This window comes from Pedobacter sp. GW821-FHT01D05 (assembly GCF_059422505.1).
This window is the reverse complement of the sequence record NZ_JBWKXA010000003.1, coordinates 23,872-48,582: the sequence shown is the minus strand read 5'-3', so window position 1 is coordinate 48,582 and position 24,711 is coordinate 23,872. Positions and strand designations below refer to the sequence as shown.

General features: G+C 37.8%; 25 protein-coding genes. 13 read left to right on the top strand and 12 right to left on the bottom strand.

Annotated features, from left to right (window positions below):
• Positions 1-228 precede the first annotated feature (228 nt).
• Both AC07VK_RS12365 and AC07VK_RS12360 read right to left on the bottom strand, forming a co-directional pair.
• Entirely contained in the window at positions 229-1,530 is a 1,302-nt protein-coding gene (locus tag AC07VK_RS12365) for an HAD-IB family phosphatase (RefSeq protein WP_492960804.1), read from the bottom strand.
• Positions 1,530-2,492, bottom strand: a complete 963-nt coding sequence (locus tag AC07VK_RS12360; protein ID WP_492960802.1) for an NAD-dependent epimerase/dehydratase family protein — start codon at positions 2,490-2,492, stop codon at positions 1,530-1,532. The genes AC07VK_RS12365 and AC07VK_RS12360 overlap by 1 nt, the downstream gene beginning before the upstream one ends.
• A gap of 71 nt (positions 2,493-2,563) precedes the next feature.
• On the opposite strand from AC07VK_RS12360, the gene AC07VK_RS12355 reads away from it, so the two are divergent.
• Positions 2,564-3,745, top strand: a complete 1,182-nt coding sequence (locus AC07VK_RS12355) for a formimidoylglutamase (protein WP_492952423.1) — start codon at positions 2,564-2,566, stop codon at positions 3,743-3,745.
• A 177-nt stretch (positions 3,746-3,922) separates the two neighbouring features.
• Positions 3,923-5,077 (top strand): redoxin domain-containing protein, encoded by a 1,155-nt coding sequence (locus tag AC07VK_RS12350; protein ID WP_492960800.1) that lies wholly within the window; start codon positions 3,923-3,925, stop codon positions 5,075-5,077.
• A gap of 67 nt (positions 5,078-5,144) precedes the next feature.
• On the opposite strand, the gene AC07VK_RS12345 is transcribed toward AC07VK_RS12350, so the two are convergent.
• From AC07VK_RS12345 to dcd, 9 genes are all read right to left on the bottom strand, one after another.
• Complete coding sequence (locus tag AC07VK_RS12345; protein ID WP_492960798.1) at positions 5,145-5,651, bottom strand: SMI1/KNR4 family protein; 507 nt, start codon at positions 5,649-5,651, stop codon at positions 5,145-5,147.
• 11 nt (positions 5,652-5,662) lie between these two features.
• Positions 5,663-6,934 carry a phosphoribosylamine--glycine ligase gene (gene purD / locus AC07VK_RS12340; protein ID WP_108197261.1) on the bottom strand — a complete coding sequence of 424 codons (1,272 nt, stop codon included), beginning with the start codon at positions 6,932-6,934 and terminating at the stop codon, positions 5,663-5,665.
• Between the two features lie 487 nt (positions 6,935-7,421).
• Positions 7,422-8,174 (bottom strand): class I SAM-dependent methyltransferase, encoded by a 753-nt coding sequence (locus AC07VK_RS12335; protein ID WP_492960796.1) that lies wholly within the window; start codon positions 8,172-8,174, stop codon positions 7,422-7,424.
• On the bottom strand, positions 8,165-8,902 hold the full coding sequence (locus AC07VK_RS12330; protein ID WP_492960794.1) for a DUF2071 domain-containing protein: 738 nt from the start codon (positions 8,900-8,902) through the stop codon (positions 8,165-8,167). Before AC07VK_RS12330 ends, AC07VK_RS12335 begins: the two co-directional genes overlap by 10 nt.
• Positions 8,887-9,312 (bottom strand): DoxX-like family protein, encoded by a 426-nt coding sequence (locus AC07VK_RS12325; protein ID WP_492960792.1) that lies wholly within the window; start codon positions 9,310-9,312, stop codon positions 8,887-8,889. The genes AC07VK_RS12330 and AC07VK_RS12325 overlap by 16 nt, the downstream gene beginning before the upstream one ends.
• A gap of 6 nt (positions 9,313-9,318) precedes the next feature.
• Positions 9,319-10,194: an SDR family oxidoreductase gene (locus AC07VK_RS12320; RefSeq protein WP_116249187.1), complete on the bottom strand. Its 876-nt coding sequence runs from the start codon at positions 10,192-10,194 to the stop codon at positions 9,319-9,321.
• A gap of 87 nt (positions 10,195-10,281) precedes the next feature.
• Positions 10,282-11,043 (bottom strand): enoyl-CoA hydratase/isomerase family protein, encoded by a 762-nt coding sequence (locus AC07VK_RS12315; protein WP_492960790.1) that lies wholly within the window; start codon positions 11,041-11,043, stop codon positions 10,282-10,284.
• A 98-nt stretch (positions 11,044-11,141) separates the two neighbouring features.
• Positions 11,142-13,832: a carboxypeptidase-like regulatory domain-containing protein gene (locus tag AC07VK_RS12310; RefSeq protein ID WP_492960788.1), complete on the bottom strand. Its 2,691-nt coding sequence runs from the start codon at positions 13,830-13,832 to the stop codon at positions 11,142-11,144.
• Between the two features lie 526 nt (positions 13,833-14,358).
• A complete protein-coding gene (gene dcd / locus AC07VK_RS12305) occupies positions 14,359-14,895 on the bottom strand; it encodes a dCTP deaminase (protein ID WP_215129483.1) in 537 nt (178 codons plus the stop codon).
• 71 nt (positions 14,896-14,966) lie between these two features.
• On the opposite strand from dcd, the gene AC07VK_RS12300 reads away from it, so the two are divergent.
• The 6 genes from AC07VK_RS12300 (at position 14,967) to AC07VK_RS12275 (ending at position 18,987) form a co-directional block, all read left to right on the top strand.
• On the top strand, positions 14,967-15,614 hold the full coding sequence (locus tag AC07VK_RS12300; protein ID WP_492960786.1) for a 4'-phosphopantetheinyl transferase family protein: 648 nt from the start codon (positions 14,967-14,969) through the stop codon (positions 15,612-15,614).
• 11 nt (positions 15,615-15,625) lie between these two features.
• The gene (gene lipB, locus AC07VK_RS12295; protein WP_492960784.1) at positions 15,626-16,357 is read left to right on the top strand and encodes a lipoyl(octanoyl) transferase LipB; all 732 of its coding nucleotides are present in this window, start codon (positions 15,626-15,628) and stop codon (positions 16,355-16,357) included.
• Complete coding sequence (locus AC07VK_RS12290; protein WP_492960782.1) at positions 16,354-17,412, top strand: serine hydrolase; 1,059 nt, start codon at positions 16,354-16,356, stop codon at positions 17,410-17,412. Before lipB ends, AC07VK_RS12290 begins: the two co-directional genes overlap by 4 nt.
• A 27-nt stretch (positions 17,413-17,439) precedes the next feature.
• On the top strand, positions 17,440-18,165 hold the full coding sequence (locus AC07VK_RS12285) for an SGNH/GDSL hydrolase family protein (protein ID WP_492960780.1): 726 nt from the start codon (positions 17,440-17,442) through the stop codon (positions 18,163-18,165).
• A gap of 84 nt (positions 18,166-18,249) precedes the next feature.
• Positions 18,250-18,591 (top strand): CD225/dispanin family protein, encoded by a 342-nt coding sequence (locus AC07VK_RS12280; RefSeq protein WP_492952409.1) that lies wholly within the window; start codon positions 18,250-18,252, stop codon positions 18,589-18,591.
• A 75-nt stretch (positions 18,592-18,666) separates the two neighbouring features.
• Positions 18,667-18,987 carry a DUF2752 domain-containing protein gene (locus tag AC07VK_RS12275; RefSeq protein ID WP_492952408.1) on the top strand — a complete coding sequence of 107 codons (321 nt, stop codon included), beginning with the start codon at positions 18,667-18,669 and terminating at the stop codon, positions 18,985-18,987.
• Here the strand turns inward: AC07VK_RS12275 and AC07VK_RS12270 are convergent, their stop codons facing one another.
• Positions 18,988-19,728 (bottom strand): RDD family protein, encoded by a 741-nt coding sequence (locus AC07VK_RS12270; RefSeq protein WP_492960776.1) that lies wholly within the window; start codon positions 19,726-19,728, stop codon positions 18,988-18,990. It lies immediately after the preceding gene.
• Positions 19,729-19,925: 197 nt separating this feature from the next.
• Between AC07VK_RS12270 and AC07VK_RS12265 the strand changes: the two genes are divergently transcribed.
• The 5 genes from AC07VK_RS12265 to AC07VK_RS12245 are packed head-to-tail and all read left to right on the top strand — an operon-like array spanning position 19,926 to position 24,641.
• Positions 19,926-20,879, top strand: a complete 954-nt coding sequence (locus AC07VK_RS12265) for a stage II sporulation protein M (RefSeq protein ID WP_492960774.1) — start codon at positions 19,926-19,928, stop codon at positions 20,877-20,879.
• Position 20,880: 1 nt separating this feature from the next.
• Positions 20,881-21,765 (top strand): hypothetical protein, encoded by an 885-nt coding sequence (locus AC07VK_RS12260; RefSeq protein ID WP_492960772.1) that lies wholly within the window; start codon positions 20,881-20,883, stop codon positions 21,763-21,765.
• Positions 21,766-21,767: 2 nt separating this feature from the next.
• Complete coding sequence (locus tag AC07VK_RS12255; protein ID WP_492952404.1) at positions 21,768-22,496, top strand: DUF4129 domain-containing protein; 729 nt, start codon at positions 21,768-21,770, stop codon at positions 22,494-22,496.
• Positions 22,493-23,683: a DUF4350 domain-containing protein gene (locus AC07VK_RS12250; protein WP_492960770.1), complete on the top strand. Its 1,191-nt coding sequence runs from the start codon at positions 22,493-22,495 to the stop codon at positions 23,681-23,683. The genes AC07VK_RS12255 and AC07VK_RS12250 overlap by 4 nt, the downstream gene beginning before the upstream one ends.
• Positions 23,664-24,641 (top strand): AAA family ATPase, encoded by a 978-nt coding sequence (locus AC07VK_RS12245; protein WP_492960768.1) that lies wholly within the window; start codon positions 23,664-23,666, stop codon positions 24,639-24,641. Before AC07VK_RS12250 ends, AC07VK_RS12245 begins: the two co-directional genes overlap by 20 nt.
• Positions 24,642-24,711: the final 70 nt, after the last annotated feature.

The following is a 24,711-nucleotide window of genomic DNA, read 5'->3' as shown; positions in this document are numbered from 1 at the left end:
CAGAGAAAAGCGTTATTGTCATTCTGAACGCAGTGAAGAATCTACAGCAAAAGAAGCCCTAAAAGGCAGTACTTTAAAAAAGAGATTCTTCGTTGCACTCAGAATGACAGATTTTAATAGGAAGGTGGTCATCTCAACTGAAGCACAGCCCCGAATTTTCGGGAGAGAGATCTTTTAATATAGATTTCTCGACTGCGCTGCACTCCGCTCGAAATGACGATATTATTATTAATACAATACCCTAAACTTTATCGTTTGCTCGATCTTTTTTAATGATTTAAACAATTGTTTATCATACTGTGCATTGATATCGGTAATGGCATAGCCAATCTCAGGATTGGTCATTAAAAACTGGCTCACAATATTGATATCGTGTTTGGCAAAAACAGTATTGATTTTCGCCATGATACCCGGAACGTTTTTGTGAATGTGAATTAAGCGGTGGGATTTATCAATTTTTGGCAGTTGTAAATTAGGGAAATTGCTGCTCAGATAAGTTGCCCCGGTATTCATAAAATCTGCAAGCCGTTTTGGAATAAAATCGATATTACGCGGATTGTTTTTCGGATCATCAAAAACCACAATACCTAGTTTGGTGCAAAGATTAAGATCTACCTTATTCTTGGCATTTCCCAAATATCCGATGGTTTTAAGTTTAGCCGCGTTTTTTAACTGTTCTGCATTTATTTTTTCACCATCACCTAAAAGAATAATCCCCACATCCTTTACATATTTATCTTCAAAAGAAGTTTTATGCCTGATCGATAAACCATCATTTTTAAGGATGGAAATCGTTAAGGGATCAACTTCACCAATTACCAGGCAAAGGATTCTGTTTTTAGGATAAGAAATTGCACGCGGCAGATCGTTTACATACAAAAACTCGTCGAAGCTTGGGGTTACATGGTCAGCTTTCGAAACAATGCTTTCGCGGGCTATATTCTCGGTAAATGCAAAAAACTTATTGATGATACCACTTTCGCGCAACTGGAAATCAGAATATCCATCACCAATACCGAATAGTTCGCCTTCGAGCTTTAAATGCTGAAGCAATTTTACTTTACCACCTTCTTCACTTAAAGGATTGGCATGGTCGTAATCTATAATTTTACCATCACCAGTGGTTACAAAGGTATTGGCATAAATATTTTCCTTTTTAATGTGGTACTGGCTTACTACAGGGGTAATAAACTCTTTAAATCCTCCAGATACAATTAAAACTTCATCGGCATGTTTCTTAAAAAAATCGGCATTACGTGAAAAAGAAGTTGATACTTTCTTTTTTAAATGTTTGATGAGTTGTTTTAAATGATCTTCATTTGCTTCAAGTAGTTTAACACGTTGAGCTAAACTTTCGGAAAAGGAGAGTTTTCCTTCCATGGCAAAATTGGTATAATCTTCAATTTTTTGGAAAATCGCCTCTTTATCTGGGTGGTTCTTCAGCGAAATTCGGGCAAGTTCATCAAGTGCTTCTACCTGTGTAAAGGTACTATCAAAATCGATGATGTAATAAGCTTTCTGTTTGGGCATTATCTTAAATGTTGGGTAATTTCTTTTATGCTTTTGGCAACTGGCTTAAAGGTAATGCCTGTTTCCGTTTTTATTTTATCGTTATTGTAATAACTTAAGGTTAAACTGCTCTTTGCAGCATCTTTAGTGATGGAAGGCTGTTTACCAGTGAATATGGATGCAAATTTTAGCGCTCTCCAGGCTATTCCGAGCATCCATGGTTTTGCTTCTCTTTTTGGTGCTTTAACGGCAAAACCCTGTGCAATTTCGCTGAACAGATCTTTATAATGATAATCATCGGCAGAAATAATATATCGTTCTCCCGAAACTTCCGCATCCATTAACAGGATCATCGCTTTGGCTACATCTTCAACATCTACAAAACCCGAAGCACCGTCGGTATAAAAGGGGAAACCACCTTTTACCAATTTAAAAATTGCTCCACTTCCCTCAAATCCCGCATTTTTACCGATAATTACCGATGGGTTAACAATAATAGCCTCTAAACCTTCAGTAATGCCCCGCCAAACTTCCATCTCACCCTCGTATTTCGATAAACCATAGGCGTGTGCTTTGGCATCATATTCCCAAAAGTCTTTTTCAGTAATTTTATTGCCCTTTTTAGCATTCCCTAACGCTGCAACTGAGCTTACATGCAATAAACGGCAGTTATTTTCGGCACAAAGATTTACAATGTTTGAGGTTCCTTCTATGTTTACGTGAAAAAGTTGTTTTTTATCTTTTGGGTTAAAGGATACAAAAGCTGCGCAATGGTAAACTTTGGTAATCCCGATAAAGGCATCTTCCAATGCAGAAGGTTCGTTTATATCAGCCTCAAACCATTCGATGAGTGGGATATTCTGGATTTGTGAAGGGATTTTAGATTTCTCCCGCCTCAAGGCCCGAACGGCTAAACCCCTATCGGTTAACTGCTTAATTAATTCAGATCCTAAAAATCCAGTTCCTCCGGTTACCAGTATCATTTTATTTTTTTCGAGCTATATGTGGAAATACGCATTCAAAAATAGATATTTGAGCCGAGAGTTTTAAATATATGTCATTAACGGATTTCTTTTCCCCTATAAACCCTGATAGTTTTACACCCAAGCAAGGATTTTTTACAAGTCAGCTGGGGTTAAAAGCGCAGATTTACACCGAATCATTCCCCGATTTTGAGGAGCATACCTATGATTTGGCCATTTTTGGGGTACTTGATGGAAGAGGCGCCGTTAATAATGAAGGCTCTGCCCTGGCACCAGATTATTTTAGAGAGAAATTTTATAAACTCAACGAGGGTGCTTTTAATAGCAGAATTGTAGATTTAGGAAATATTAAACACGGCGCAACCATTGCCGATACTTACATTGCCATCAAGATGGTGGTTTCGGAACTGATTAAAAAAGACATTATTCCGATCATTATTGGTGGCGGACAAGACTTAACTTATGGCCAATACCTGGGTTATGAAGATTTAGAGCAAAAAGTAGATCTGGTGGTTATAGATAACCAATTTGACATTGGCGATGACGACAATGAAGGAATTGCTACCCGATCGGACTGTTACCTGAACAAAATTTTCCTGCACCAGCCCAATTACCTTTTTAATTTTAGCAATGTGGGTTATCAAACTTATTTTGTAAACCAAGAGAGTTTGAGCGTAATGGATAAATTGTATTTTGATGTACACCGTTTGGGCGAGTTTGCCCAGGATATTACCTTAACCGAGCCCATTATCCGCAATGCAAACATGATTAGCTTTGATATAGGCGCTATCCGTTCTGCAGATGCTGCAGCAAATGCGAATACCACGCCAAATGGTTTTGATGGCGAAGAGGCATGTCGTATTGCCCGTTATGCTGGTATGAATGATAAGTTAACCTCAATTGGTTTTTACGAGTTTAATCCGGCATATGACAATAACGGACAAACTGCTTTCTTACTTGCTCAAATGGTTTGGTATTTTGTGGATGGATTTTACGCCCGTAAAAAGGATTTCCCACTTACGCCGAAATCACAATTTATGATCTATAGAACCAGTTTAAAAGATGGTTCGGGAGAGATGATGTTTGTGAAAAGCAAAAAATCAGACCGCTGGTGGATGCAGGTCCCTTACCCTTCGGGACAATCTAAAAACGAGCGTTACCATCTGGTGCCTTGCAGATATGATGATTACCAGACTGCTGTTAATGGTGAAATGCCCGATTTATGGTGGAGAACCTACCAAAAGTTAAATTAAAAAACTGCGCCAATAAATAGCATTATAATTTTACACAGGTATTTACGTTTTAGCGGTACAGATTTCTATATTTGGATGGAATTAAACTAACCTCATGAAACCATCATGATTTTCAAAATCACAAAGTAAAATCAATAAATCATGATAGCTTTATCACCAATGAAAAATATTATACAGATGAAAAAAATATTATTATCTGCAATGGCATTATTGCCCCTTGCAGCTTTGGCACAGAAGCCATTTACTGTTACAGGTTATATTAAAGGCCTGAAAGATGGCGATAAGATATACTTGATTTACCGTGCAGACGATAAATCAGTAACAGATTCAGTAACTGTTGACAAAGGTACTTTTATATTTAGAGGTACTTTAGTGGATCCAGCTGCCGGAAACCTATTTCTTAACAAAAACCCCTACGTTAACCGTCCGGCAAAAGGCGAGGTACTTGATTATACCTCCCTTTTTCTTGAATCTGCTGACATCAAGATAATCGGTACCGATTCGATCAAAACTGCAGCTATTACTGGTTCGGTAATTAATGATGACAATAAAAAATTAAAAGCATTAACTAAGCCTGTTGATTATGAAATTAACTCGATAAACAGCGAATATGCTAAGCTAACTCCTGAGCAGCAAAAAGACCCTAAATTAAGGGAAGCAGCCATGGAGCGTTACAATAAAGCTACCGAAGCCTTAACCTCAATTTTATTAACTTACGCTGGTAACAACCCTAAATCGTATATCAGCTTAACAGCGCTTAGCCAATTGGCTGCAGATCCTGATCAGGCAACAGCAGCAGAAAAAGCTTTTGTTGCATTATCGCCAGACTTGAAGGCAACTACAACAGGTAAAAAAATTGCTCAAATATTTGATGCCGGAAGAAAGACCGCTGTAGGTGCCATGGCTATGGACTTTACACAAGTTGATACCGCAGGTAAACCTGTTAAATTATCCGATTTTAAAGGTAAATATGTACTGGTAGATTTTTGGGCTTCATGGTGTGGCCCATGCCGTCAGGAAAACCCAAATGTGGTAACAGCTTACAACAAATTTAAAGATAAAGGCTTTACTGTTTTAGGCGTTTCTTTAGATGGAGGAAATACCAGAACAACTAAAGCAGCCTGGCAAAAAGCCATTGAGGCCGACAAGTTAACCTGGACACATGTATCAGACTTAAAAGGCTGGAGCAATGAAGTGGCTCAAATGTATGGTATTCAATCTATTCCAGCTAACTTCTTAATTGATCCAACAGGTAAAATTATTGCTAAGGGCTTAAGAGAACAAGCTTTACAAGATAAACTTCAAGAATTATTAGGAAGTAAATCGAAATAAGAAATACGCATTAAAAGAGAAAGCCCCAATCAAAAATTGGGGCTTTCTTTGTTTACACGAAAACGTATTATGCAGATTTTAAGAAATCCAATACGTTAATAAAGTAATTTTCAAGTCCTTCGTAAGGATCTTCTCCTGGAATCCACGATGCAAATTTCCAGTATTCCCAATCTGCATTTTCGATTATGGGTGGGATTAGAAGAAAATATTGCTCTTCTCCTAAGCCAGCAACAATAATGCTTCTGGCCAGTTTAACTGCTACCTCAAGCAATTCGATATTTTCAATCCAAACTTCGATCAGCTGTGGGTCAACATCTTTTAGAAATGCTACATCACTTATTCTGGAAAACGATGGATCAACGTGTTCATTTGGCGTAGTAAATCCATTTGTAATCAATAGAAATTCTTTATAATCCGTTGGAAGCGTTACGCCCAATCTTACTTCAGCTTCTTGTATTTCGGCTAAGGTGGCAGGTTGATTACCTAGCCATTTTGTTTCGGTCTGCTCGGTTGTAAAACTAAACTCTCCTTGTTTAATTGCGGTTTCGGAAATCTTCTTAAGTATTTTTTTCAACTTATATTCTTTTAAATTAAGTCAAAACCGATATCTTCTCTGAAATATTTGCCATCGAAATAAATTCTACCAGCATCAGCAGTTGCCGATTGTAAAGCGGTAAACAAATCTTTTTGCAAACTGGTAATCGCAATTACCCTTCCTCCATTAGTTTTTACCACATCATTTTCTAACAATGTTCCGGCATGGAATGCATTCGAATGGCGTAAGTTTTCAATTCCGGTAATGGCTTTACCCTTCAGGTAATCGCCGGGGTAACCACCTGCCACAATCATTACAGTAGCAGCTGTTTGCTCAGAAATAACCAAACTCACCTGGTTTAGTTGTTTGTTGGCCGTAGCTAAAAACAGTTCTACCAAATCGTTTTCAACTCTAGGGATTACACTTTCTGTTTCAGGATCGCCCATACGCGCATTGTACTCAATTACAAATGGCTCTTCTCCTACTTTTATCAGTCCGAAGAAGATGAAACCGGTATAATCGATATTATCTTTCTTTAAACCATCAACCGTTGGCTTAATAATCCGCTCTTCTACTTTAGCCAAAAATTCTGGTGTGGCAAAAGGGACAGGCGAAACTGAGCCCATACCACCAGTATTTAAACCGGTATCGCCCTGGCCAATCCGTTTATAATCTTTAGCCGAAGGCAACGTGATATAATTTTCACCATCAGTTAAAATAAATACCGAAAGTTCTATCCCGCTTAAAAATTCTTCAATTACTACGGTTGCCCCGGCTGCACCAAATTTACCGCCAAGCATCAGTTTTAATTCTTCCTGAGCCTCAATGGTTTCGGTACAGATTAACACACCTTTACCTGCTGCCAAACCATCGGCCTTTAAAACAACCGGTAAAGCATGGTTTTGCAGATAAGCCAAGCCATCTTCTAAGGTTTCGGGCGTGAAAGATTTTGAAGCCGCGGTAGGAATACCGTGACGCTCCATAAACTGTTTAGAGAAATCTTTACTTCCTTCCAAAATAGCACCTTCTTTTTTAGGGCCGATAACCGGAATGTGTGCAATGGCTTTGTCTGCAAGGAAAAAATCGTGAATACCATTTACCAAAGGTTCTTCCGGGCCTACTACAACGAGTTCGATGTTTTCGGTAAGCACTACTTTTTTAATGGCATCAAAATCGTTTACATTGATGTTGATGTTTGTACCATAAGCTCCCGTACCACCGTTGCCTGGAGCAATAATTAGTTTATCGCAGTGCGAAGACTGGCTCATTTTCCAAGCGAATGCGCTTTCTCTGCCGCCTGACCCTAAAAGTAAGATATTCATATCGGCAAAGATAATATTTTACCATCAAGTAGCCCAGTATGAAGTAGTAAGACTTTATGATAAAGCACTTTTGCGTTAAACAGCTCCGTATTTAAAAAATATAAAGAGAAATACGGAGCTAAAATATGCCCAAAAAATAGAAAACATGGCATGGACGGTGGTTTCGAATAACTTACCTTTCCACAAATCCTTCGAGTAAACAAAAAACTGAATAAAGAATCTTGTCGTCCAAAACAGACCAAAACCGAGCGATATTTTTCGCCCAAGATCGGTTTGTATTAATTCGTTTGACGAGGTTAAACAGAGTAAGCCCATTAGAAATACGGTAAGCGCAATAAAAAACGTATGTACCAGCATCATTTGTCTGTTTATTAAACTCAGCGATTTAAGTTCACTTTCCCAATTAAAGTATCTTGGAAAAATAATGTGAATAAGTGCCAATGTGACCAGAAGAGCACCAACTATTAACAAGTGTATTTGCATTTAACTAGGGGCAACAATTAAAAATAGACATAAATGGTGTGAATTTCGTTTCAGAAAAAGAAGAAAAACCTGCAGCTTTAAATGCTCTTCGCCAAACTCCCCGTGAGAAAAAATGCGTAAAACCAATAGAGAAAGCCATAAAATTGGGTAAATCGCGTAAATGTTCTACCATAATTACCTGGCCAGTTGGTTTACATAACCTATAACATTCCTTTAAGAAAACGATCTTCTCTTGTTGCGACCTTATTTCATGTGCGGCCGACAAAAGGAATATCATATCAACGGACTTATCGGCTAAAGGAATAAAATCTGTATTTATTTGCGCTGTATCAGGAAACATTAAACTTACTTTTCTTGCCCTGACTATAGCCTGCTCTGTATGCTTCGCAGGATTGTAAAAATCGAAGGCCTTTAAAGTTGCTTCCGGAAAATGACTTTTAAGAATGAAGCTTGTTTCATCAAAACCTGCATTAATATTTAAGATTAAATCTGGGTTGGAATTAGAAATACTAGCTTTTTTTAGCCAATCGAAATGATAATACCCAGAAAAGTCGTAAACATATGCAGATACTATTAAGGGCATTAAAAGACCATAAAGAAAAGCTAAAATGATTAACCAAAATACGACAATAGGCCATGGCATTACCATTTGACTAATTATCACTAACAATAGAGCAATAAGACCAAATATGTAGAAATGCCTGTTAAAACTTAAAATATTTAACACACCCTGAAATTTTCTTCTTTTTACTTCCATTTTTCAATTTTTCCTCTTTTCCAATAATAAGGGATGTTTTGAATGTCAAAGGCATTTGCCAAAATCGGCCCTTTTAGATTCAATGAATTTAAAAATCCAAAGTTATAACTGGCAATTTTTATCGGCGCTGGCTGCCAGTTTTGTCTAACCCCCTCTATAATTAAAACTTCTTTATTTTTTTCGTTGTACGTAAATGTAAAGGGTAAAGGCCCGGCAAATCTTCTGGCTTCTTTCCAATCGGCAAATGGCGAATGTTCGGGCAATGAAACTTCCTGATCTATTTTATCGATTACGATTTTAAAATCAGAATTGGTTGAAGTAATTTCCTTTTGGTTTTCGTTGTCAATTAGCGATATATCTGTTGTAGTATAATTGTAATGGGTAAAAATATTGCCCATAAATTCCATTTTCTTTTTATTCGTTTCTGATTTTAAAATATAAAGCCCGCGAAGGCTTTTCCCTGCTTTGTTCGTATAACGCACAAATACGCGATAACCAATAAGAAAAAAATCGTTACCCATAAATTTAGGAAAGCCTTTTGGTCGCAAATTTTTCGTTTGAACCATCGCGATAGCAATGAAAGCCCATTCATTTTTAAAGGTATCAAGGGCTAAGCACGCTGGAATAAGGTGTTCTAATTCTGTTTTTGGAACAGAAAACGTTAATACGAGTGAGTTTTCAAAAAATGCATCGACTGCAAATGGGTGGTTTTTCAGAAATGAGAACATGATGCCTGTTGCGTTGTTTTTTTGTTAAAATAAAACCCATTGATAAACACAACTATAATAAATATAAATGCAAAGAGCGAATTGAATTTCCCCCAAAGCAATAGATCTGGTACAAGTATAAATTCGATGGTATTCATTGTAGCAACTATTACAATCTGAACAACAGCATTTAGCTTAGTTTTGAAACTACTCAAAATCCAGATTGCCATCACAATCTCTGATATGCCGATAAAAACGGTAAAGTAATGGCTATGGGTGGGCGTTAAAATTCTGGCAACGATCTGTTCGTGGCGAGGTACAAGACCTAACACTTTGCAAAACAATCCGTTTGCAAGCCAAACCAATGCAATAAACCAGGTAAGTATTCTTTGTGGTAATACTTGATTGTTGCAATTGATCACATTTACCATATCGCTTTATTTCGCGCTTCTTGTCATTTGTTCGAGCATATCCCACATTTCGTTCGGGATTGCTTCCAAACCATTCATCTGGCCTGCTCCCTGCAACCATTCGCCCCCATCAATGGTAATTACTTCGCCATTAATGTATCCGGAGAAATCGCTCACCAGAAATGCAGCTAAATTGGCGAGTTCCTGATGATCGCCAACTCTTTTCAAAGGTACACGGTTTTTGAAATCGAATTTTTTAGCTAAATCGCCGGGCAATAAACGCTCCCATGCACCCTTGGTTGGGAATGGACCAGGGGCAATCGCATTGGTACGGATACCGTATTTACCCCACTCAACGGCCAAAGACCTTGTAAGTGCTAAAACGCCGCCTTTTGCACAGGCCGAAGGCACAACATAAGCTGAGCCTGTAAAAGCGTAAGTGGTAATTATATTTAAAACTGTTGCCGCTTGTTTTTCCTTAATCCAGTGTTTACCAAAGGTAAGTGTGCAGTTAACTGTTCCTTTTAAAACAATATCGATAATGGATGAAAATGCATTGGCTGATAACCGTTCGGTTGGCGAGATGAAATTACCCGCAGCGTTGTTTAATAATACATCAACTGAACCAAATCTTTCTAAAGTTTTGGCCAATACGTTTTCCACCTGTGCTACTTCTCTAACATCACAGGCAACTGCCAATACTTTGCCGCCTGTTTTTTCTTCCATTTCATCGGCAGTTTTTTGCAATACATCCTGTTTTCTGCTTGTGATTACGAGGTTGGCTCCTAATTTCAAGAAATATACGCCCATTGCTTTCCCCAAACCCGTTCCACCACCTGTAATTACAATGGTTTTTCCTTTTAAAGCGTCTTCTCTGAGCATTGGTGCATTATAACTGAACATAGTATATTGGTTAACTGGTTAATTGTTGTAATTGGCTAACTGTAGCATTGGTTAATTCCTAGCTGAAAACCAACAACTGCAAACTGATTACTTTCTCTGCAGGTTAGCTAAAATTGTTTTTAAAATATGACGTGTTGCAGGCGACCACCACTGTGCTAACATTTTTTCTAAAGTAGCCGATTGATCTGCAGTTACAGCAGCAATTAATTCCTCACGGATACTTAACTTACTTTGCGACCAGGTATTGCTTTCGAGCTCCATGTATTTCTTAATCTTGCGCTCGGCAGCAGTTAACAAACTTTCATTTCTCACCAATTCGTCAACCAAACCAACTTTTAAAGCTTCTTCGGGACTGTAAAGTTTACCAGAAAGCAAACTATGGCTTGCTTCGGCTTTTCCTATCCAAAACGCATACAATTGAAAAATACTATTCGGCACAATAATGCCTACCGGCACCTCATTAAGTCCAATAATGTACGGTCCTTCTGCCATTACCCGGTAATCGCAGGCTAACGCCATTACGCACCCGCCGGCTGGGCTATGGCCACTAATTGCCGCTACCATCGGTTTTTTAAACGAAACCATATTGGCCGTAAAACCCAAAAATAGCTGCCAGAAAGATTTAGCCTCTTCTTCGTTATAGTTATAAAGTTCTACCAAATCCAATCCCGCAGAAAAGAAAGGTGCTGTTCCGGTTAAAATTACACCGCCAATGTTGTCATCTGCGGTAATATTTTTAAGCATATCGCCCAACTCGGTAATCAACTCACGGTTTAAGGCATTCGATTTTCCTCTATCTAACGTGATGGTTGCCAGGCGATCTTTAACACTTACTTTTATTGTATTCATATTTTAAATAGTATCAAGATTTAAGAATCTAGTATCAAGACAAATATATCACAGCATAAACTATGCATGCATACTAATTCAAATTTATCTATTTTTCTCTATTTAACATCATAAGTGTAAACTTTTCTTGCCAAATGCCCTAAAGCATCTATTCCTTCTATTACTACGCGGTAGGTTCCAGGCTCGTCTGCATTATAAAATTCGAATTTTGCTTTTCCGTCTTTATCTGTAACAACCTGTGGATCCCAATAAATGGTTGTTCTTAAATCGGTCCTGCTACTTGAACTTGCTGCATCGTATTTTGGCGAATAAAATTCTCTTGAAACCGTAAATCCTTTTGGATTAAACGTTACAATTCCTGGCGCATACCGGTTGGTGCTTCTTCCCCCATCACCACGTTTAGTAGTGATAATAATTACACCACCACCTCCTTGCGAACCGTAAATGGCTGTATTACCGATACTTTTTAAAAGCTCAATAGATTCAACATCACTAGGCGTAACGTTATCCAGAAAATCGGCTTCCATTTGCATACCATCAACAATAATATTAATAGGTTGATTTTGACTACGCATTAGATATGGCACATTGCCTCTAAATATTACCCCGGGCAATCTGCCCTGTAAACATTGCGATAAGGTTACACAGGTAGATAACTGATCGGCTGTCATCACGAAATCGGCTCTTCCGGCACCATTTAGGTTGGATGAATTTTTCGCAGGGTTTTTCTTTTCAGTAATGGTTACTTCTTCGAGTTTAATGGTCCGCTCCAGCAAGCCTAAACGGGTCATCTCATTAAAATAGTTATCGCTTTCTTTGATATACTTCATCAAAGTATTATTCACATTGATATCAACATCGGCTCCATTTTTGTTCTTGGTTACAATCTGCCCGGGAACGACGTCGAGATTAATATCTACAAACTTCCTTTCTGTTTTAGTTCTAGCCTGAACAACAAATTTTGTACTGTCGCCAAAACTCAAATTATCGAAAACAAATTTTCCTTCGGCATTGGTTACCGTATCCAAAATATACACCGTTCCTTTTGTAGCCATTAACATTACCTTACCACCAGGTACAGGTTTATTACCCTTCATTACCGTTCCGCTAATGGTAATAGACTGCTCGGGTTTATAGGTAATATTCGGACCAACACCATTGATTATATTTTTCCAAAGAAATCTTCTCCAGCCCTGGGTAAGCATTAAGTTATCAAGTTCCTTTTGTGTTTGAAGATCGTCCTTTAAAAAATAGTGGTTGGGTTTCTCTACATAGCCGCTCAGGTCAGAGGTAAGTAACAACGAGGTGAGGATATTCGACTCATTATTTTCATCAGGTGTTACTTTTGCTGTGTTGGTTACAGCAACCGAAAAACTACCTAAAACGGGTTTATTATCATTAATGGCATCGAAAGTAAAGGCTGCCTTTCCTCTTTTTGAACTGGAAACTCCTGATGTATTAATCGATACGTCAATTAATTCGGCCTTGTTGTTAATAAAAGCCAATCGCTCTGCCAAAGGTTGATTGCTGCTTGAAAATAAAGTAAACTGCACAATACCGGTTGGCAGGTTCTTTTTTGGAATATTGGCCACCAGCACCTGTTTATCCATTTTAGCTTTCGAGCCATAATATACATTGCCACCATGCTGTGCAACAACTTTTAGTTCATCGCCATTCACAAGATCGGCACTGGCCATAATTTTAACCACCACTTTACCTGTATCTAAAGCATTTACAGAAAGTGCATAACCACTTTTAACGGCTACAGGTAATTTCAACGTTTTTTCTGATCCATCCTTAAATTTAACCTTGGCCGAATATGACTTACCAGCCTGATTGTTAAACACAAAGTTACCCATACCTAAATAATTGGTGGCAAAACTGGTTATTTCATTTCCCCCTTCGTCTACTACAGTTCCTTCCACATCTTCGCCGCGGCCATCGGCATTAACCGCTTTAATGGCAACTTTTTGCGGCAATTCTTCAACAAGCGTTCCCCCCTCTGGCATAAACTGTACATCAACATTGGTAGATGTGGAAGTGATCGGGATAGATTTGATTACTTTTTGTTTATTATCCAACGCAATGGTCGCAATAATCTTCCCTGATTTATTTTGGAACGACTGATTGTTTGTGAAGCTAATTACCGCATCACCTGTTAAACTTGTTTTAACTTTACCCTTTGTAACAGTACGATAATCTAACAGAACTTCATAACTTACCTCATTTTCACTATAGGCGACACCATTTTTATCTTCAAAATGAACTGTTGCCGTTACTTTATCCGCATTGTTCTCTTTGGTAAAACTGTAAGAAGTTTTCGTAAAAACTTTGTTAGCCCAGCTATTTCCAATCTTAATTGTCTTATCGTAAAAAAAATCGGTGCCAAAATTCCTCATATAGTTGGTATAGGCCCTAATTCTATAATTGCCCTCGCCAAGTGAATCTGTTAGCTTAAAATCGCCCCAGGTAATTCCTCCCATAATAGGTAACTTAACCAGTTTTTTAAGCGAATCTTTTTCGTTGATCAACTCTACATACAGGATCTTACTGATGCCTGAAGGAGCAGAGGTCTTGGTATTTACAACATAGGCTTTGAACCAAATATCATCGCCAATGGCATAATAAGGCTTATCTAAGTGAAGGTGAACTTTTTCTTGTGGATATTTACTGGTGTAGTCTTCGAGTTTTTGTAAGAGCTGGCTAAATGGATCATCATCCATTTTAAATGCGGCAAAAACAATAAGTAAAGATAGAAAACTGATTGCGAGAGTAATTTTGAGTTTCATGTGGTTGGGTAACAAATAAATATGTGTCAAGGTACAAAACCTAAGGCATATTTTCATGAAGATACCATGAAATTTAGTTTGACTTCTAAGTTTTTAGTTGATATTTATAGAAACATATTAATTTATCAATACAGATAGCCAAAGTACTGCCCGCTCATTTCCATAAGAGAATATACTTGTATGCTAAGTGATTTGGAAATGAGGGGTTCGGAGCGTTTGGCAACCACAATCCCACTCATACGCTTTATCCCGATGGAAAAATCGGGATGTTCGCTTTAATCGGGTTTAGGAACAATGTTTAGTGCCAAGAGAACAAAACCGCCAATCATAAACCCGACAGCAGCGGTTCCGATCCTTCATCGGAATAGCAAATGGCAGAGCTACCGGCCGGCCAAAAGAATATGGCGTCCATTTCCAAAACATTAAGATGTGCTTAAATTGGAGAAATTTGGCAGTTTACAGCTCACACTTCAGCAATCCTAACAATTTAACAATTACAAAGAACAGTTAAACGATTAACCAACCATTAAAACTTATTCTTCCACATCATGCTTTCTACCGGCCTGGTGGTTTTATTGTTGTATTTAGCGTTACCTTTTGAGTTGTACATCGTTTCGATCTTACCTTCAACAACAAAATAAATCAATTGGCCAATAGGCATTCCGGCATAAATTTTTACAGGTTGTGCTACTGATATTTCTAAGGTCCAGGTATTACAAAAACCAACATCACCTTTACCTGCTGTTGCATGAATATCGATACCTAAACGGCCGGTACTACTTTTACCTTCTAAAAAAGGTACATGCCCGTGTGTTTCGGTATATTCTAAAGTAACACCAAGATACAGCGTACCTGGGTGAAGGACATATCCATCTTTAGGAATTTCGAAATGTTCGATTTCATTGTGCGCCTTCGCATCAAGCACACGGCTTTTATAAGTAGCCAGGTATTTTCCTAAATGCACATCATACGAGTTGGTTCCTAAACATTCGCGTTTAAAAGGCTCAATGATGATTGTTCCCTTCTCAATTTCTTCTAATATCCTGCTATCAGATAATATCATTTTTATACGTATTTTTGGCCTAAATTATCATTTATTTAAGATAATTTTGCATGTAATCTCCAATTTAATCAATGCCAATAATTTACAATAAAAATATTGATCAGCATGCTGTTTTAGCAATTTGGAAAATTGAGGAAACAGAGGAAGAATTGTTGGCCGGACTGCAGCTTAAGCAGCATGAACATGATATTATTTCAACCTTAAACAGCGGCAAGCGGTTACTGCACTGGTTAAGTACAAGATTGCTATTGAGAACAATGCTTAATACAACTGAGTATATCGACTGTCAGTTTGATGAACATGGCAAACCCTATCTGGTTAATTTCGATTACCATATTTCGTTAAGCCATTCTTATGATTATGCTGCCGTAATGATTAGCAAAGATCATGCGGTAGGTGTTGATATCGAACTGATTAAGCACAAGATAAAAAGCATTAAACATAAGTTTTTAAGCGATGTAGAGCTTGCCCAGAAACAGATTGGAGATAATACGGATGGTTTGTATGTTGCATGGTGTGCTAAAGAAGCTATTTACAAGTGGCATGGCAAAAAGGGTTTAGAATTTAAACAGCATATCCATATAAAACCTTTTAAGCTAAAAAACGAAGGCTCACTAAATGCAATTGTAGAATTGCCAACAGGCACAAGGGAGCTGACCGTTAATTACTTTAAAACAAAAGACAGTTACATGTTAGGCTATGTGGCCAGCAATTCTTAAAATAATTAGAGATGAACGAGATAGCGGAAAAAGCAATTGCGATAGATTTAAAGCCAACTATTTTTACAGACTGGGGCTTAACAGACTATCAGGAAGCCTGGGATAAACAGGAAGATTTGCTAAATAAAACGGTGGCCATTAAAACAGAAAACCGCGTAAACAACAGCAATAAGCCTACCCCGAACCATCTTGTATTTTGCGAGCACCCCCATGTTTACACTTTAGGTAAAAGCGGGCATCCCGAAAATTTATTATTGGATGAGCAGGGATTAAAAGATAAACAGGCAACCTACTATAAAATAAACCGTGGGGGTGATATTACCTATCATGGCCCTGGGCAGATAGTGGGCTACCCTATTCTTGACCTTGATAATTTCTTTACTGATATCCATCTATATTTACGCACACTGGAAGAAGCCGTTATCCTCACCTTAAAAGATTATGGGATAGAAGCGGGCCGTTATCCTGGTTTTACAGGGGTTTGGTTAGATGCCGATAACGAAAAGGCCCGTAAAATATGCGCGATGGGCGTTCGTTGCAGCCGTTGGGTTACCATGCATGGGTTTGCCTTTAATGTAAATGTAGATCTTGATTACTTTAAAAATATTGTGCCCTGCGGTATTGATGATAAGGCCGTAACTTCTTTAGCAAAAGAACTCGGTTTTAAACTTGATATGGAAGAGGTAAAAGGAAAATTAAAGAATCATATTGCCGGACTCTTTAAAATGAAGCTCGTTCAATGATCAGGCTTATCTTTATTTTAGCGCTAATTACCACACGTGTTTCTGCACAAAACCTGGATGGGATAATTAAATTTATAAAGGATAATCCTAAAAAAGCTTCGATTGTACTTATTGAGAACAGCAAGGAAGTACTCAATTTTAACGGCAATCAATTGATGCCATTGGCCAGTGCAGCCAAAACCATTATTGCCATCGAATTTTCCAATCAGGTTGCTGCCAAAAAAATTGACGCAAACCAAAGCATAGCAATAAGCGACCTAAGCAAATACTATATTCCTTTTACCGATGGTGGCGCCCATTCAGCATGGCTTAAATCTTTAAAAAAGACAAAGGCTGACAGTGTTTCTTTGCTAAAGATTGCTCAAGGCATGATTAGATTTAGCTCAAATGCCAATACTGAATATCTTGAGGATTTATTGGGCTTGGCAAACATTAGCCGGAACATCAGGACACTAAAACTTCAGCAGCATAGTCCCTACTATTACTTCACTGCAGGAGCATTAATGACTTGCCTCAAACCTGATAACCTCGATGAAAGTATGTGGGCAAAACAATTGGAGGCAATGTCAATGAATGAATATATAAAACGATGCGAAACCAATCACATCAAATTAAAAACAGATTCTACATTTATCAAAACTTTCAGCACCCTAAACTTGCCATTCTCAATACAAAAAATATGGTCTGATAGATTAGTCGCCTCAAATGCTACTGATTACGCAAGCATTATGCAGAAAATTAACAGTAGAAATTACTTTAAGCCCGAAATCCAAAAAATCATAGATCAGATTATGGAATGGCCGATGATATATCCAGGCAACCAGGCAGCATTTAAACATTTAGGGCAAAAAGGTGGGTCAACTGCATTTATTTTAACAGATGCTTTTTATGCAACAGAAAAAAGGGGGACCAGTTTAGCCTGTGCGTTTTTCTTTAACAACCTTACTGAAAAAGAAAAACTGATGATTCAAAGCAATTTTGCAAATTTTGAGGCAGGTATTATCACTGATGCCGCTTTTAGACAAAAACTCATTGCTGCCCTAAAACAAAACTAAACCGGACGCTAATTCGTAGATTAAGCGATGAAGATTTTATTAAGTGCTATTTTATTTTCTTTCTTAACTTCGGGCTGCACAAAACAACAGCCTATGCCTATTGAACCCGTTATCGACCGAACAACAGCTTCAACAAATGGAGATGGTAATTTTACATATCTGGCACTTGGCGATTCTTATACCATTGGCGAATCGGTTAAACAGGCCGAATCTTTTCCCTATCAGCTTCAGAGTTTATTAAAAGCTCAGGGCGGCAGTGTAGCAAATCCAAAAATTATTGCGGTTACCGGCTGGACTACCGATGAACTTCTGGCGGGTATAAAAAAGGAGAATCTAACAGGCACCTATAGTTTTGTTACGCTCTTAATTGGTGTAAACAATCAATATCGGGGTTATCCAATAAATACATACAAGAAGGAGTTCACAGAATTGTTACAAACGGCAATCGCTTTTGCGGGAGGTAACAAGAATAAGGTTTTTGTCGTTTCTATTCCAGATTGGGGCGCTACACCTTTTGGTAAAAACTCAGGACGAAACCCACTAACGATTGCTAATGAAATCGATAGCTTTAACGCTGCAAACCAAGAAATCACGCTTTCAGCTGGCGTAAACTATACCAACATTACCCCCTCATCTCGAAATGCAGCAACCGACCCGTCGTTAGTGGCAAGCGATGGATTGCACCCAAGTGCTAAAATGTACGCTGAATGGGCTAATGCTTTATTACCAAAAGTGGCTAATGTATTGAAATAATTAAACGCTTGTTTATGCTGTTTTTAAATTAAAAAATATATTTTAGTTCAACTATTTAAATTAATATACTTAAAAGTTGATACTATGGAAGATCAAAAACCTCAAGAACAAGCACCATTCGGTCAGCAACCGTTTGGACAAACACCATTCGGAAATCAAGGCCCGGCACCAAAGAACTGGCTTGTAGAATCAATTCTGGTTACATTATTCTGCTGCTTACCTTTTGGAATAGCTGGTATTGTAAATGCTGCCAATGTTAACAGTAAATATGCAATGGGCGATTATGCAGGAGCTCAGGCAGCATCTGCAGCCGCTGGCAAATGGACAAAAATTGGATTCTTTATTGGAATTGGAGTTTATGTCTTATATATATTATTTTTTGTGGTGCTAGGTTTTGGCGGTGCCATGATGGGTAGCTACAGATAAATGAAATTAACGTACATCTTAGGAATTGTTATAGGGTTAGCATTTGTAATAATTTACTATAATTTTAATCCTGAGATGTACAATTTCTTTCCGGAATGCCCTTTCCACAAATATTTGCATCTCGATTGCCCTGGTTGCGGTTCACAAAGGGCAATACATGCCTTACTTCACCTCGATGTTCAAAAGGCTGCAGGATATAATCTACTCCTTGTACTCAGCTTACCACTGCTCATTACCCAACTGGCTTTCAAAATCTATTCCCTTTCAACAAAGAAGAACTTGGTGATGCACTTTTGGTATAACCCCAATACGCCCAAGGTAATTTTTGCTATTGTAATGATATTCTGGATTGCCAGAAATTTGCCCTACACACCATTCAATTATCTCGCAGCTTAACTAGGCCATTGTAGCCGTAAGGTGATTATAATCCTTTAACACTGTCTCTAAAAACTGTAACTCGTTCATCCCGCTCGGAATGGTTACAAAAATATGTGCTTTGGTTTTTGCCGCCATGGCATAAATCAGTTCGGCATTTCCGGTTTGGTAATAACCGGTTAACACCTCGTGAATAAGCTCTATATCCCTATCATTTAAGTGCAGAACTTCCTTAAACTGTGGTTCATATTCTTCAGGTAAATTAAAACTGAAGGCTACATTAGAAAATTCAGTTCTTGGTTGAGTTTTAATCAGCGTTGTTTTAGCCAATATATCGCCTAACCGTTGATGATTTTTTGTTACCGCTACCGAAACCAGCGCAACAACACCCCAGCCAAATGGGAAGCCAAAATCGATCATTCGAAATAACCACCTAAAAATATATTGCCCAAAAGTTGGCTGTGTGCCATCAATGCTAATTACTTTTATCTTTAACACTTTCTTTCCCAAAGTCTGGCCGTTCATAGTGATTTCGCAAACCAGATCGTAGAAAGCAAAAATGGCCAGGAAAATAAAAAAAACTACCATAGCAGCATTGCTTGACATACTGTATGAAGCCGCACCAATCAGAATCATAGCAACAACCCCAATTACCAAAAAGCCAGCCAGATCAATACACCTTGCAGCTATACGTTCTCCAAGGCCAGCAATTTCGTAATCAATATCAATATTTTGAGCAGTGCTAATTCTAATGCTATCCATATTCAAACATAATTTTTTTTAAAGATAATAGCTATATGTCGATCGCTATTTTTTAAACTAAAGTTTCCTTATATTTTTAGTTTAGAATGTCCATCTATGTATATTTGTTTAGATTGGTTAAGCAATTTGAAAATAATGTTGGTTTCATTTCCATAAAAAATTAGCTATTTTAACCCGAGATTTGGTAAGGCCTTTAAATGAGAGAAGCATTATTTGTTAAACAGAATTCGAAGAAGTGGCAACACTATGATTCCATGCAACAGGCAAATCCTGATGAAGTGGCCAATCAGTTTATCGAAATCACCAATGATTTGGCTTACTCAAAAACGTTTTATCCAAATTCGAAAACAACGGCCTATCTCAATGGCTTAGCTTCTAAATTACATCAATCGGTTTACAAAAACAAAAAGGAAAAGTCGAACCGCTTTGTTCATTTCTGGAAAACAGAACTCCCCTTAATATTCCTGCAACACAGAAAACAGGTATTTTATGCCCTGGCATTTTTCCTCGTTTCTTGTGGCATTGGCGCACTATCAGCAAAATACGATGATACTTTTGTGCGATTGATTATGGGCGATGGTTATGTAAACATGACAAACGAAAACATTGCCAAAGGTGATCCGTTTGGAGTTTATAAACAGAGTAATGAGTTTATGATGTTTATGCAGATTGGTGCCAACAATATTTACGTTGCGCTATATACCTTCGTTTTGGGCATTATATTTTCATTTGGTTCTATCGTTTCGCTCTTCAGAAACGGAATAATGCTCGGCTCGTTCCAGTATTTCTTTTTTAGCAAGGGCTTGGGTTTTCAATCTGTTCTGGTTATCTGGATTCACGGAACTTTAGAAATATCGGCAATTGTTTTGGCAGGCGCTGCCGGTTTAATTTTGGGCAATAGCCTTTTATTCCCCAAAACCTATACCCGTATGGCTTCAGTTTTAAAAGGCGCAAAAGATGGGTTGAAAATTGTAATTGGCCTGATCCCGATTTTTATCGTTGCGGCATTTTTTGAAAGTTTTGTTACCCGGCATACCGAAATGCCTTTATGGCTAAGTATGTTAATATTACTATCGTCTGCAGCTTTTATTATTTGGTATGTATTTATTTACCCCATTAAAATCTACAATAAACAAGCAACACTAAATTAACATGCTAGGGAAAATTGAATTTAAAAAAAGAAGAGATTTCGGGCAGGTAATTAACGATACCTTTACCTTTATGCGCCAAAACTTTAAGCCGCTAATCAAAATATATTTTACGTTTTGTGGCTTATTTGTAGTGGCCAGCATGTTAACCATGTTAATGCAACAATATAAAATGGTTAACATTATCAATACCATCGGCAATGGAAGAAACACTACGGGCTTAGGCTTTTCAAATATATATGGATTAGAATATTTTTTATCTATTTTATTTTCTTTAGCCACCTATGCCAGTATGAGTGTTGCCATTCTCTCTTATATCGCCATATATGTGCAAAAAGGAAACCAAACACCAACTACGGATGAGGTTTGGGGATACTTTAAGTATTACTTCTTCAGGATTTTTGGGAGTTCCCTTTTATTGATACTGATGCTGGGTGTAGCCATGTTATTCTGTGGGGTACCTTTCTTCTGGCTATTCCCTTATGCCGCCATGACGCTCCCTATAATGGTAATCGAAAATGGCTCATTAGGTTATTCCTTTAGTAGAAGCTTCAAAATTATTAAAGATAATTTCTGGATTACTTTCGGTACGCTGATTGTAGTATGGATTATTGTTTATGCTTGTATGACTATGATCATTTTACCTACAAGTTTATTTAATATGATTGGTATGTTTACGCATAAAACGCCCCACATGTCATTAACCTTGACCATGATTACAACTATTTTGCAGTCGTTATGCCAAGTGTTTACCATCATCCCCATCATTACTATTTCATTAGCGTATTTCAGTCTGGTTGAACAAAAAGAAAGCACTGGCTTAATGGAAAGGATTTCTAATTTTGGCAATACCGAAAAACCTATAGATACAAGACCTGAAGAATATTAACAATGCAGCCTGCACTCTTACGATATCTTCTTGTTTCTCTTTTGTTTTTTATTCCGGTAATCAGCAAAGCACAGACGGCTAAGCCTAAGCCTGTAACTGTTATAATTAAAACAGATAGCAGTAAGGTTGTGGCCTCAAAATTCGACAAAGAGGCCATAAGCAATTATAAAGAACAAAAAGAGTTTCAATACGACGAAATAGGTCAGCAGCAGTTATCGCTCTGGGATAAGTTTTGGTTATGGTTTTGGAGTATAATCGGTGAGCTCTTTCAGGGAGCAGCATCTAACATTTTTTCCAGGTATATTTTTATCGGACTTGGTGTTGCGCTAATCATATTTATTGTGGTTAAGATTATTGGTGCTGAAAAAATATTCACCAAAAAACCGAAAGAAACAATCCTTCCATACGATGTAATTACCGAAAACATCCATGAGATAGATTATGAACAGGAATTACAAAGATTAGTTGCCGAAAGAAAATTCCGTTTGGCAGTTAGGCTTTTGTACTTGAGGGCGCTAAAAAAATTGAGCGATGCCGAAATTATCCAATGGCAGCCCGATAAAACCAATTATAATTATTTAATGGAAATTAGTAAGCCCGAGCTAAGAAATGATTTTAGCCAGCTTACCCTACAGTTCGATTATATCTGGTATGGCGATTTTCCTATCGATGAAGTAAAATTCGACCCTATTAAGCAATCGTTTAACCAGTTTAACAACCAGATTAAATGAAAGGCTACAAATTATACCTGATTATCGGTTCCATTCTAATTTTGGGTTATTTAATTGCGCAGTATAATAAACCTACGCCAACAAACTGGGCGCCAACATATGCTGCTAAAGATAAAATCCCTTACGGAACATATATTTTATACAATAGAATTAAAGATATTTTGCCATCGGCAAGTATTCAACAGTCGAAAACTGCTGTTTACAGCACTTTAAAATCTAAAAATTTCAAGGAGACCGCTTATTTAATTATTGCACAACAAACAGACTTTAGTAAAACTGATCTTGAACAGCTGATAAAATATATGCAAGCGGGTAATGATGTATTTATAGCCACTTATGATTTAGGAAAAATAAGGAAGGAACTTAAAGTGCAAACTTCTACCGCAATATCTCCCGAAGGAAGTACCTTAAATTTCACCAATCCAGAATTAAAAACCGATGCAAATTATGGTTTTGAAAGAGGGATAGGCAGCCAGTATTTTAATAAGGTTGACACCAGTAAAACCACGATACTTGGCGTAAACGCCACTAACAAGCCAAATTTTATCCGTTATAACTACGGCAAGGGTAATCTTTACCTGATTGCTGAACCCGGTTTCTACACTAATTTTAATCTGCTGGATAAATATGGTGCAGAATATGCCGCTAAAACCTTGAGTTATTTACAAGGAAATAAGCAGCTCATTTTTGATGAATATTTCTCTACTCAAAAGAACACCACTACCGATATGCTCAGGGTGTTCTTTAAACATCCTGAACTGGAGTTTGCATACTATCTGGCAATATTTAGTCTGATATTTTTTGTCTTGTACGACATTAAGCGCAGGCAAAGAATTATCCCAATTGCAGATCCACTTACCAATTCTTCATTGGCATTTGTGAATGTGGTTGGTAGTGTTTACTACCACGAGCGCAACAACCTCGATATAGCCTTAAAAAAGATCAATTACTTTATGGAATATTTAAGGGCCAGATATTATATAAAAACAAACGATATCGACAGCAAATTTGCTCAGGTACTAATAGAGAAAACAGGTATTAACGAAGCGCTAGCCAAAACCCTGACCAAATATTTTATCCAAACGCCAACCATGGGCGAATTAAGTGATACCCAATTGATTAATTTAAACGAAAGTATAGAACAGTTTTATAAAAACACCCAAAGCAATGGAACAAGAACAGTTTAACCCACGTACCGATTTAAGCGCTTTAAATGAAGCTGTAAATCAGATTAGAGAAGTACTTGGAAATATCATTATCGGCCAAAAACAGGTTATTGATTTCTTAATTGTTGGTTTGCTTGCCGATGGACACATCTTAATTGAAGGGGTACCTGGTGTGGCCAAAACGCTTAGTGCAAAGTTGCTGGCAAAATCGATAGATGCACAGTTTTCGAGGGTGCAATTTACGCCTGATTTAATGCCCTCAGATGTTTTGGGAACACCAATATTTAATACCAAAACAGGAGATTTCGAATTTAGAAAAGGGCCTATTTTTGGCAATATTATTCTGGTTGATGAGATTAACCGTGCTCCGGCAAAAACCCAATCGGCCTTGTTCGAGGTGATGGAGGAGCGCCAGATAACCATTGATGGCCATACCTATACCATGGATGAGCCTTTTATGGTATTGGCCACACAGAACCCGATTGAGCAGGAAGGAACATATCGCCTGCCTGAAGCACAATTGGATAGGTTTTTATTCAAAATAGAGGTTAAATACCCTTCGCTGGAAGAGGAAACTGCGATTTTAATGACTCAGCATACCTTAGTTAATAAAACATTATTAAACGAAGTAAAACCAGTATTGTCTGTTAAACAGATACAAGAGGCTAGGGCAATCATCCGCAATCTGTTTGTAGAGCCAAAATTACTGGAGTTTATTGCCAAAATCGTAAATGAAACCCGTAACAATTCGTCGCTTTATCTGGGCGCCTCGCCAAGGGCATCTTTAGCAATTGTACACAGTGCAAAAGCTTTCGCCGCTATTCAAAACCGCGATTTTGTTACACCTGACGATATTATTGCTGTTGCAGGACCAGTATTGGCGCACAGGATATTGTTATCACCTGAAAAAGAAATGGAAGGATTAACCACAAGCGACATTATTAACCAGATTATCAAAAAAATTGAAGTACCGCGGTAGGTCAGTTATCAGGCGCCAATTTTCAGTTTACAGTGGGCTACTAACAGTTAACCAGTTTAAACACTTAACC

What these genes read in the sequence shown, in the direction of transcription:
- AC07VK_RS12365 (WP_492960804.1), bottom strand. Translation starts at nt 1,530, where the DNA reads ATGCCCAAACAGAAAGCTTATTACATCATCGATTTTGATAGTACCTTT.
- AC07VK_RS12360 (WP_492960802.1), bottom strand. Translation starts at nt 2,492, where the DNA reads ATGATACTGGTAACCGGAGGAACTGGATTTTTAGGATCTGAATTAATT.
- AC07VK_RS12355 (WP_492952423.1), top strand. Translation starts at nt 2,564, where the DNA reads ATGTCATTAACGGATTTCTTTTCCCCTATAAACCCTGATAGTTTTACA.
- AC07VK_RS12350 (WP_492960800.1), top strand. Translation starts at nt 3,923, where the DNA reads ATGAAAAAAATATTATTATCTGCAATGGCATTATTGCCCCTTGCAGCT.
- purD (WP_108197261.1), bottom strand. Translation starts at nt 6,934, where the DNA reads ATGAATATCTTACTTTTAGGGTCAGGCGGCAGAGAAAGCGCATTCGCT.
- AC07VK_RS12335 (WP_492960796.1), bottom strand. Translation starts at nt 8,174, where the DNA reads ATGGAAGTAAAAAGAAGAAAATTTCAGGGTGTGTTAAATATTTTAAGT.
- AC07VK_RS12330 (WP_492960794.1), bottom strand. Translation starts at nt 8,902, where the DNA reads ATGTTCTCATTTCTGAAAAACCACCCATTTGCAGTCGATGCATTTTTT.
- AC07VK_RS12325 (WP_492960792.1), bottom strand. Translation starts at nt 9,312, where the DNA reads ATGGTAAATGTGATCAATTGCAACAATCAAGTATTACCACAAAGAATA.
- AC07VK_RS12320 (WP_116249187.1), bottom strand. Translation starts at nt 10,194, where the DNA reads ATGTTCAGTTATAATGCACCAATGCTCAGAGAAGACGCTTTAAAAGGA.
- AC07VK_RS12315 (WP_492960790.1), bottom strand. Translation starts at nt 11,043, where the DNA reads ATGAATACAATAAAAGTAAGTGTTAAAGATCGCCTGGCAACCATCACG.
- AC07VK_RS12310 (WP_492960788.1), bottom strand. Translation starts at nt 13,832, where the DNA reads ATGAAACTCAAAATTACTCTCGCAATCAGTTTTCTATCTTTACTTATT.
- dcd (WP_215129483.1), bottom strand. Translation starts at nt 14,895, where the DNA reads ATGATATTATCTGATAGCAGGATATTAGAAGAAATTGAGAAGGGAACA.
- AC07VK_RS12300 (WP_492960786.1), top strand. Translation starts at nt 14,967, where the DNA reads ATGCCAATAATTTACAATAAAAATATTGATCAGCATGCTGTTTTAGCA.
- lipB (WP_492960784.1), top strand. Translation starts at nt 15,626, where the DNA reads ATGAACGAGATAGCGGAAAAAGCAATTGCGATAGATTTAAAGCCAACT.
- AC07VK_RS12290 (WP_492960782.1), top strand. Translation starts at nt 16,354, where the DNA reads ATGATCAGGCTTATCTTTATTTTAGCGCTAATTACCACACGTGTTTCT.
- AC07VK_RS12285 (WP_492960780.1), top strand. Translation starts at nt 17,440, where the DNA reads ATGAAGATTTTATTAAGTGCTATTTTATTTTCTTTCTTAACTTCGGGC.
- AC07VK_RS12280 (WP_492952409.1), top strand. Translation starts at nt 18,250, where the DNA reads ATGGAAGATCAAAAACCTCAAGAACAAGCACCATTCGGTCAGCAACCG.
- AC07VK_RS12275 (WP_492952408.1), top strand. Translation starts at nt 18,667, where the DNA reads ATGTACAATTTCTTTCCGGAATGCCCTTTCCACAAATATTTGCATCTC.
- AC07VK_RS12270 (WP_492960776.1), bottom strand. Translation starts at nt 19,728, where the DNA reads ATGGATAGCATTAGAATTAGCACTGCTCAAAATATTGATATTGATTAC.
- AC07VK_RS12265 (WP_492960774.1), top strand. Translation starts at nt 19,926, where the DNA reads ATGAGAGAAGCATTATTTGTTAAACAGAATTCGAAGAAGTGGCAACAC.
- AC07VK_RS12260 (WP_492960772.1), top strand. Translation starts at nt 20,881, where the DNA reads ATGCTAGGGAAAATTGAATTTAAAAAAAGAAGAGATTTCGGGCAGGTA.
- AC07VK_RS12255 (WP_492952404.1), top strand. Translation starts at nt 21,768, where the DNA reads ATGCAGCCTGCACTCTTACGATATCTTCTTGTTTCTCTTTTGTTTTTT.
- AC07VK_RS12250 (WP_492960770.1), top strand. Translation starts at nt 22,493, where the DNA reads ATGAAAGGCTACAAATTATACCTGATTATCGGTTCCATTCTAATTTTG.
- AC07VK_RS12245 (WP_492960768.1), top strand. Translation starts at nt 23,664, where the DNA reads ATGGAACAAGAACAGTTTAACCCACGTACCGATTTAAGCGCTTTAAAT.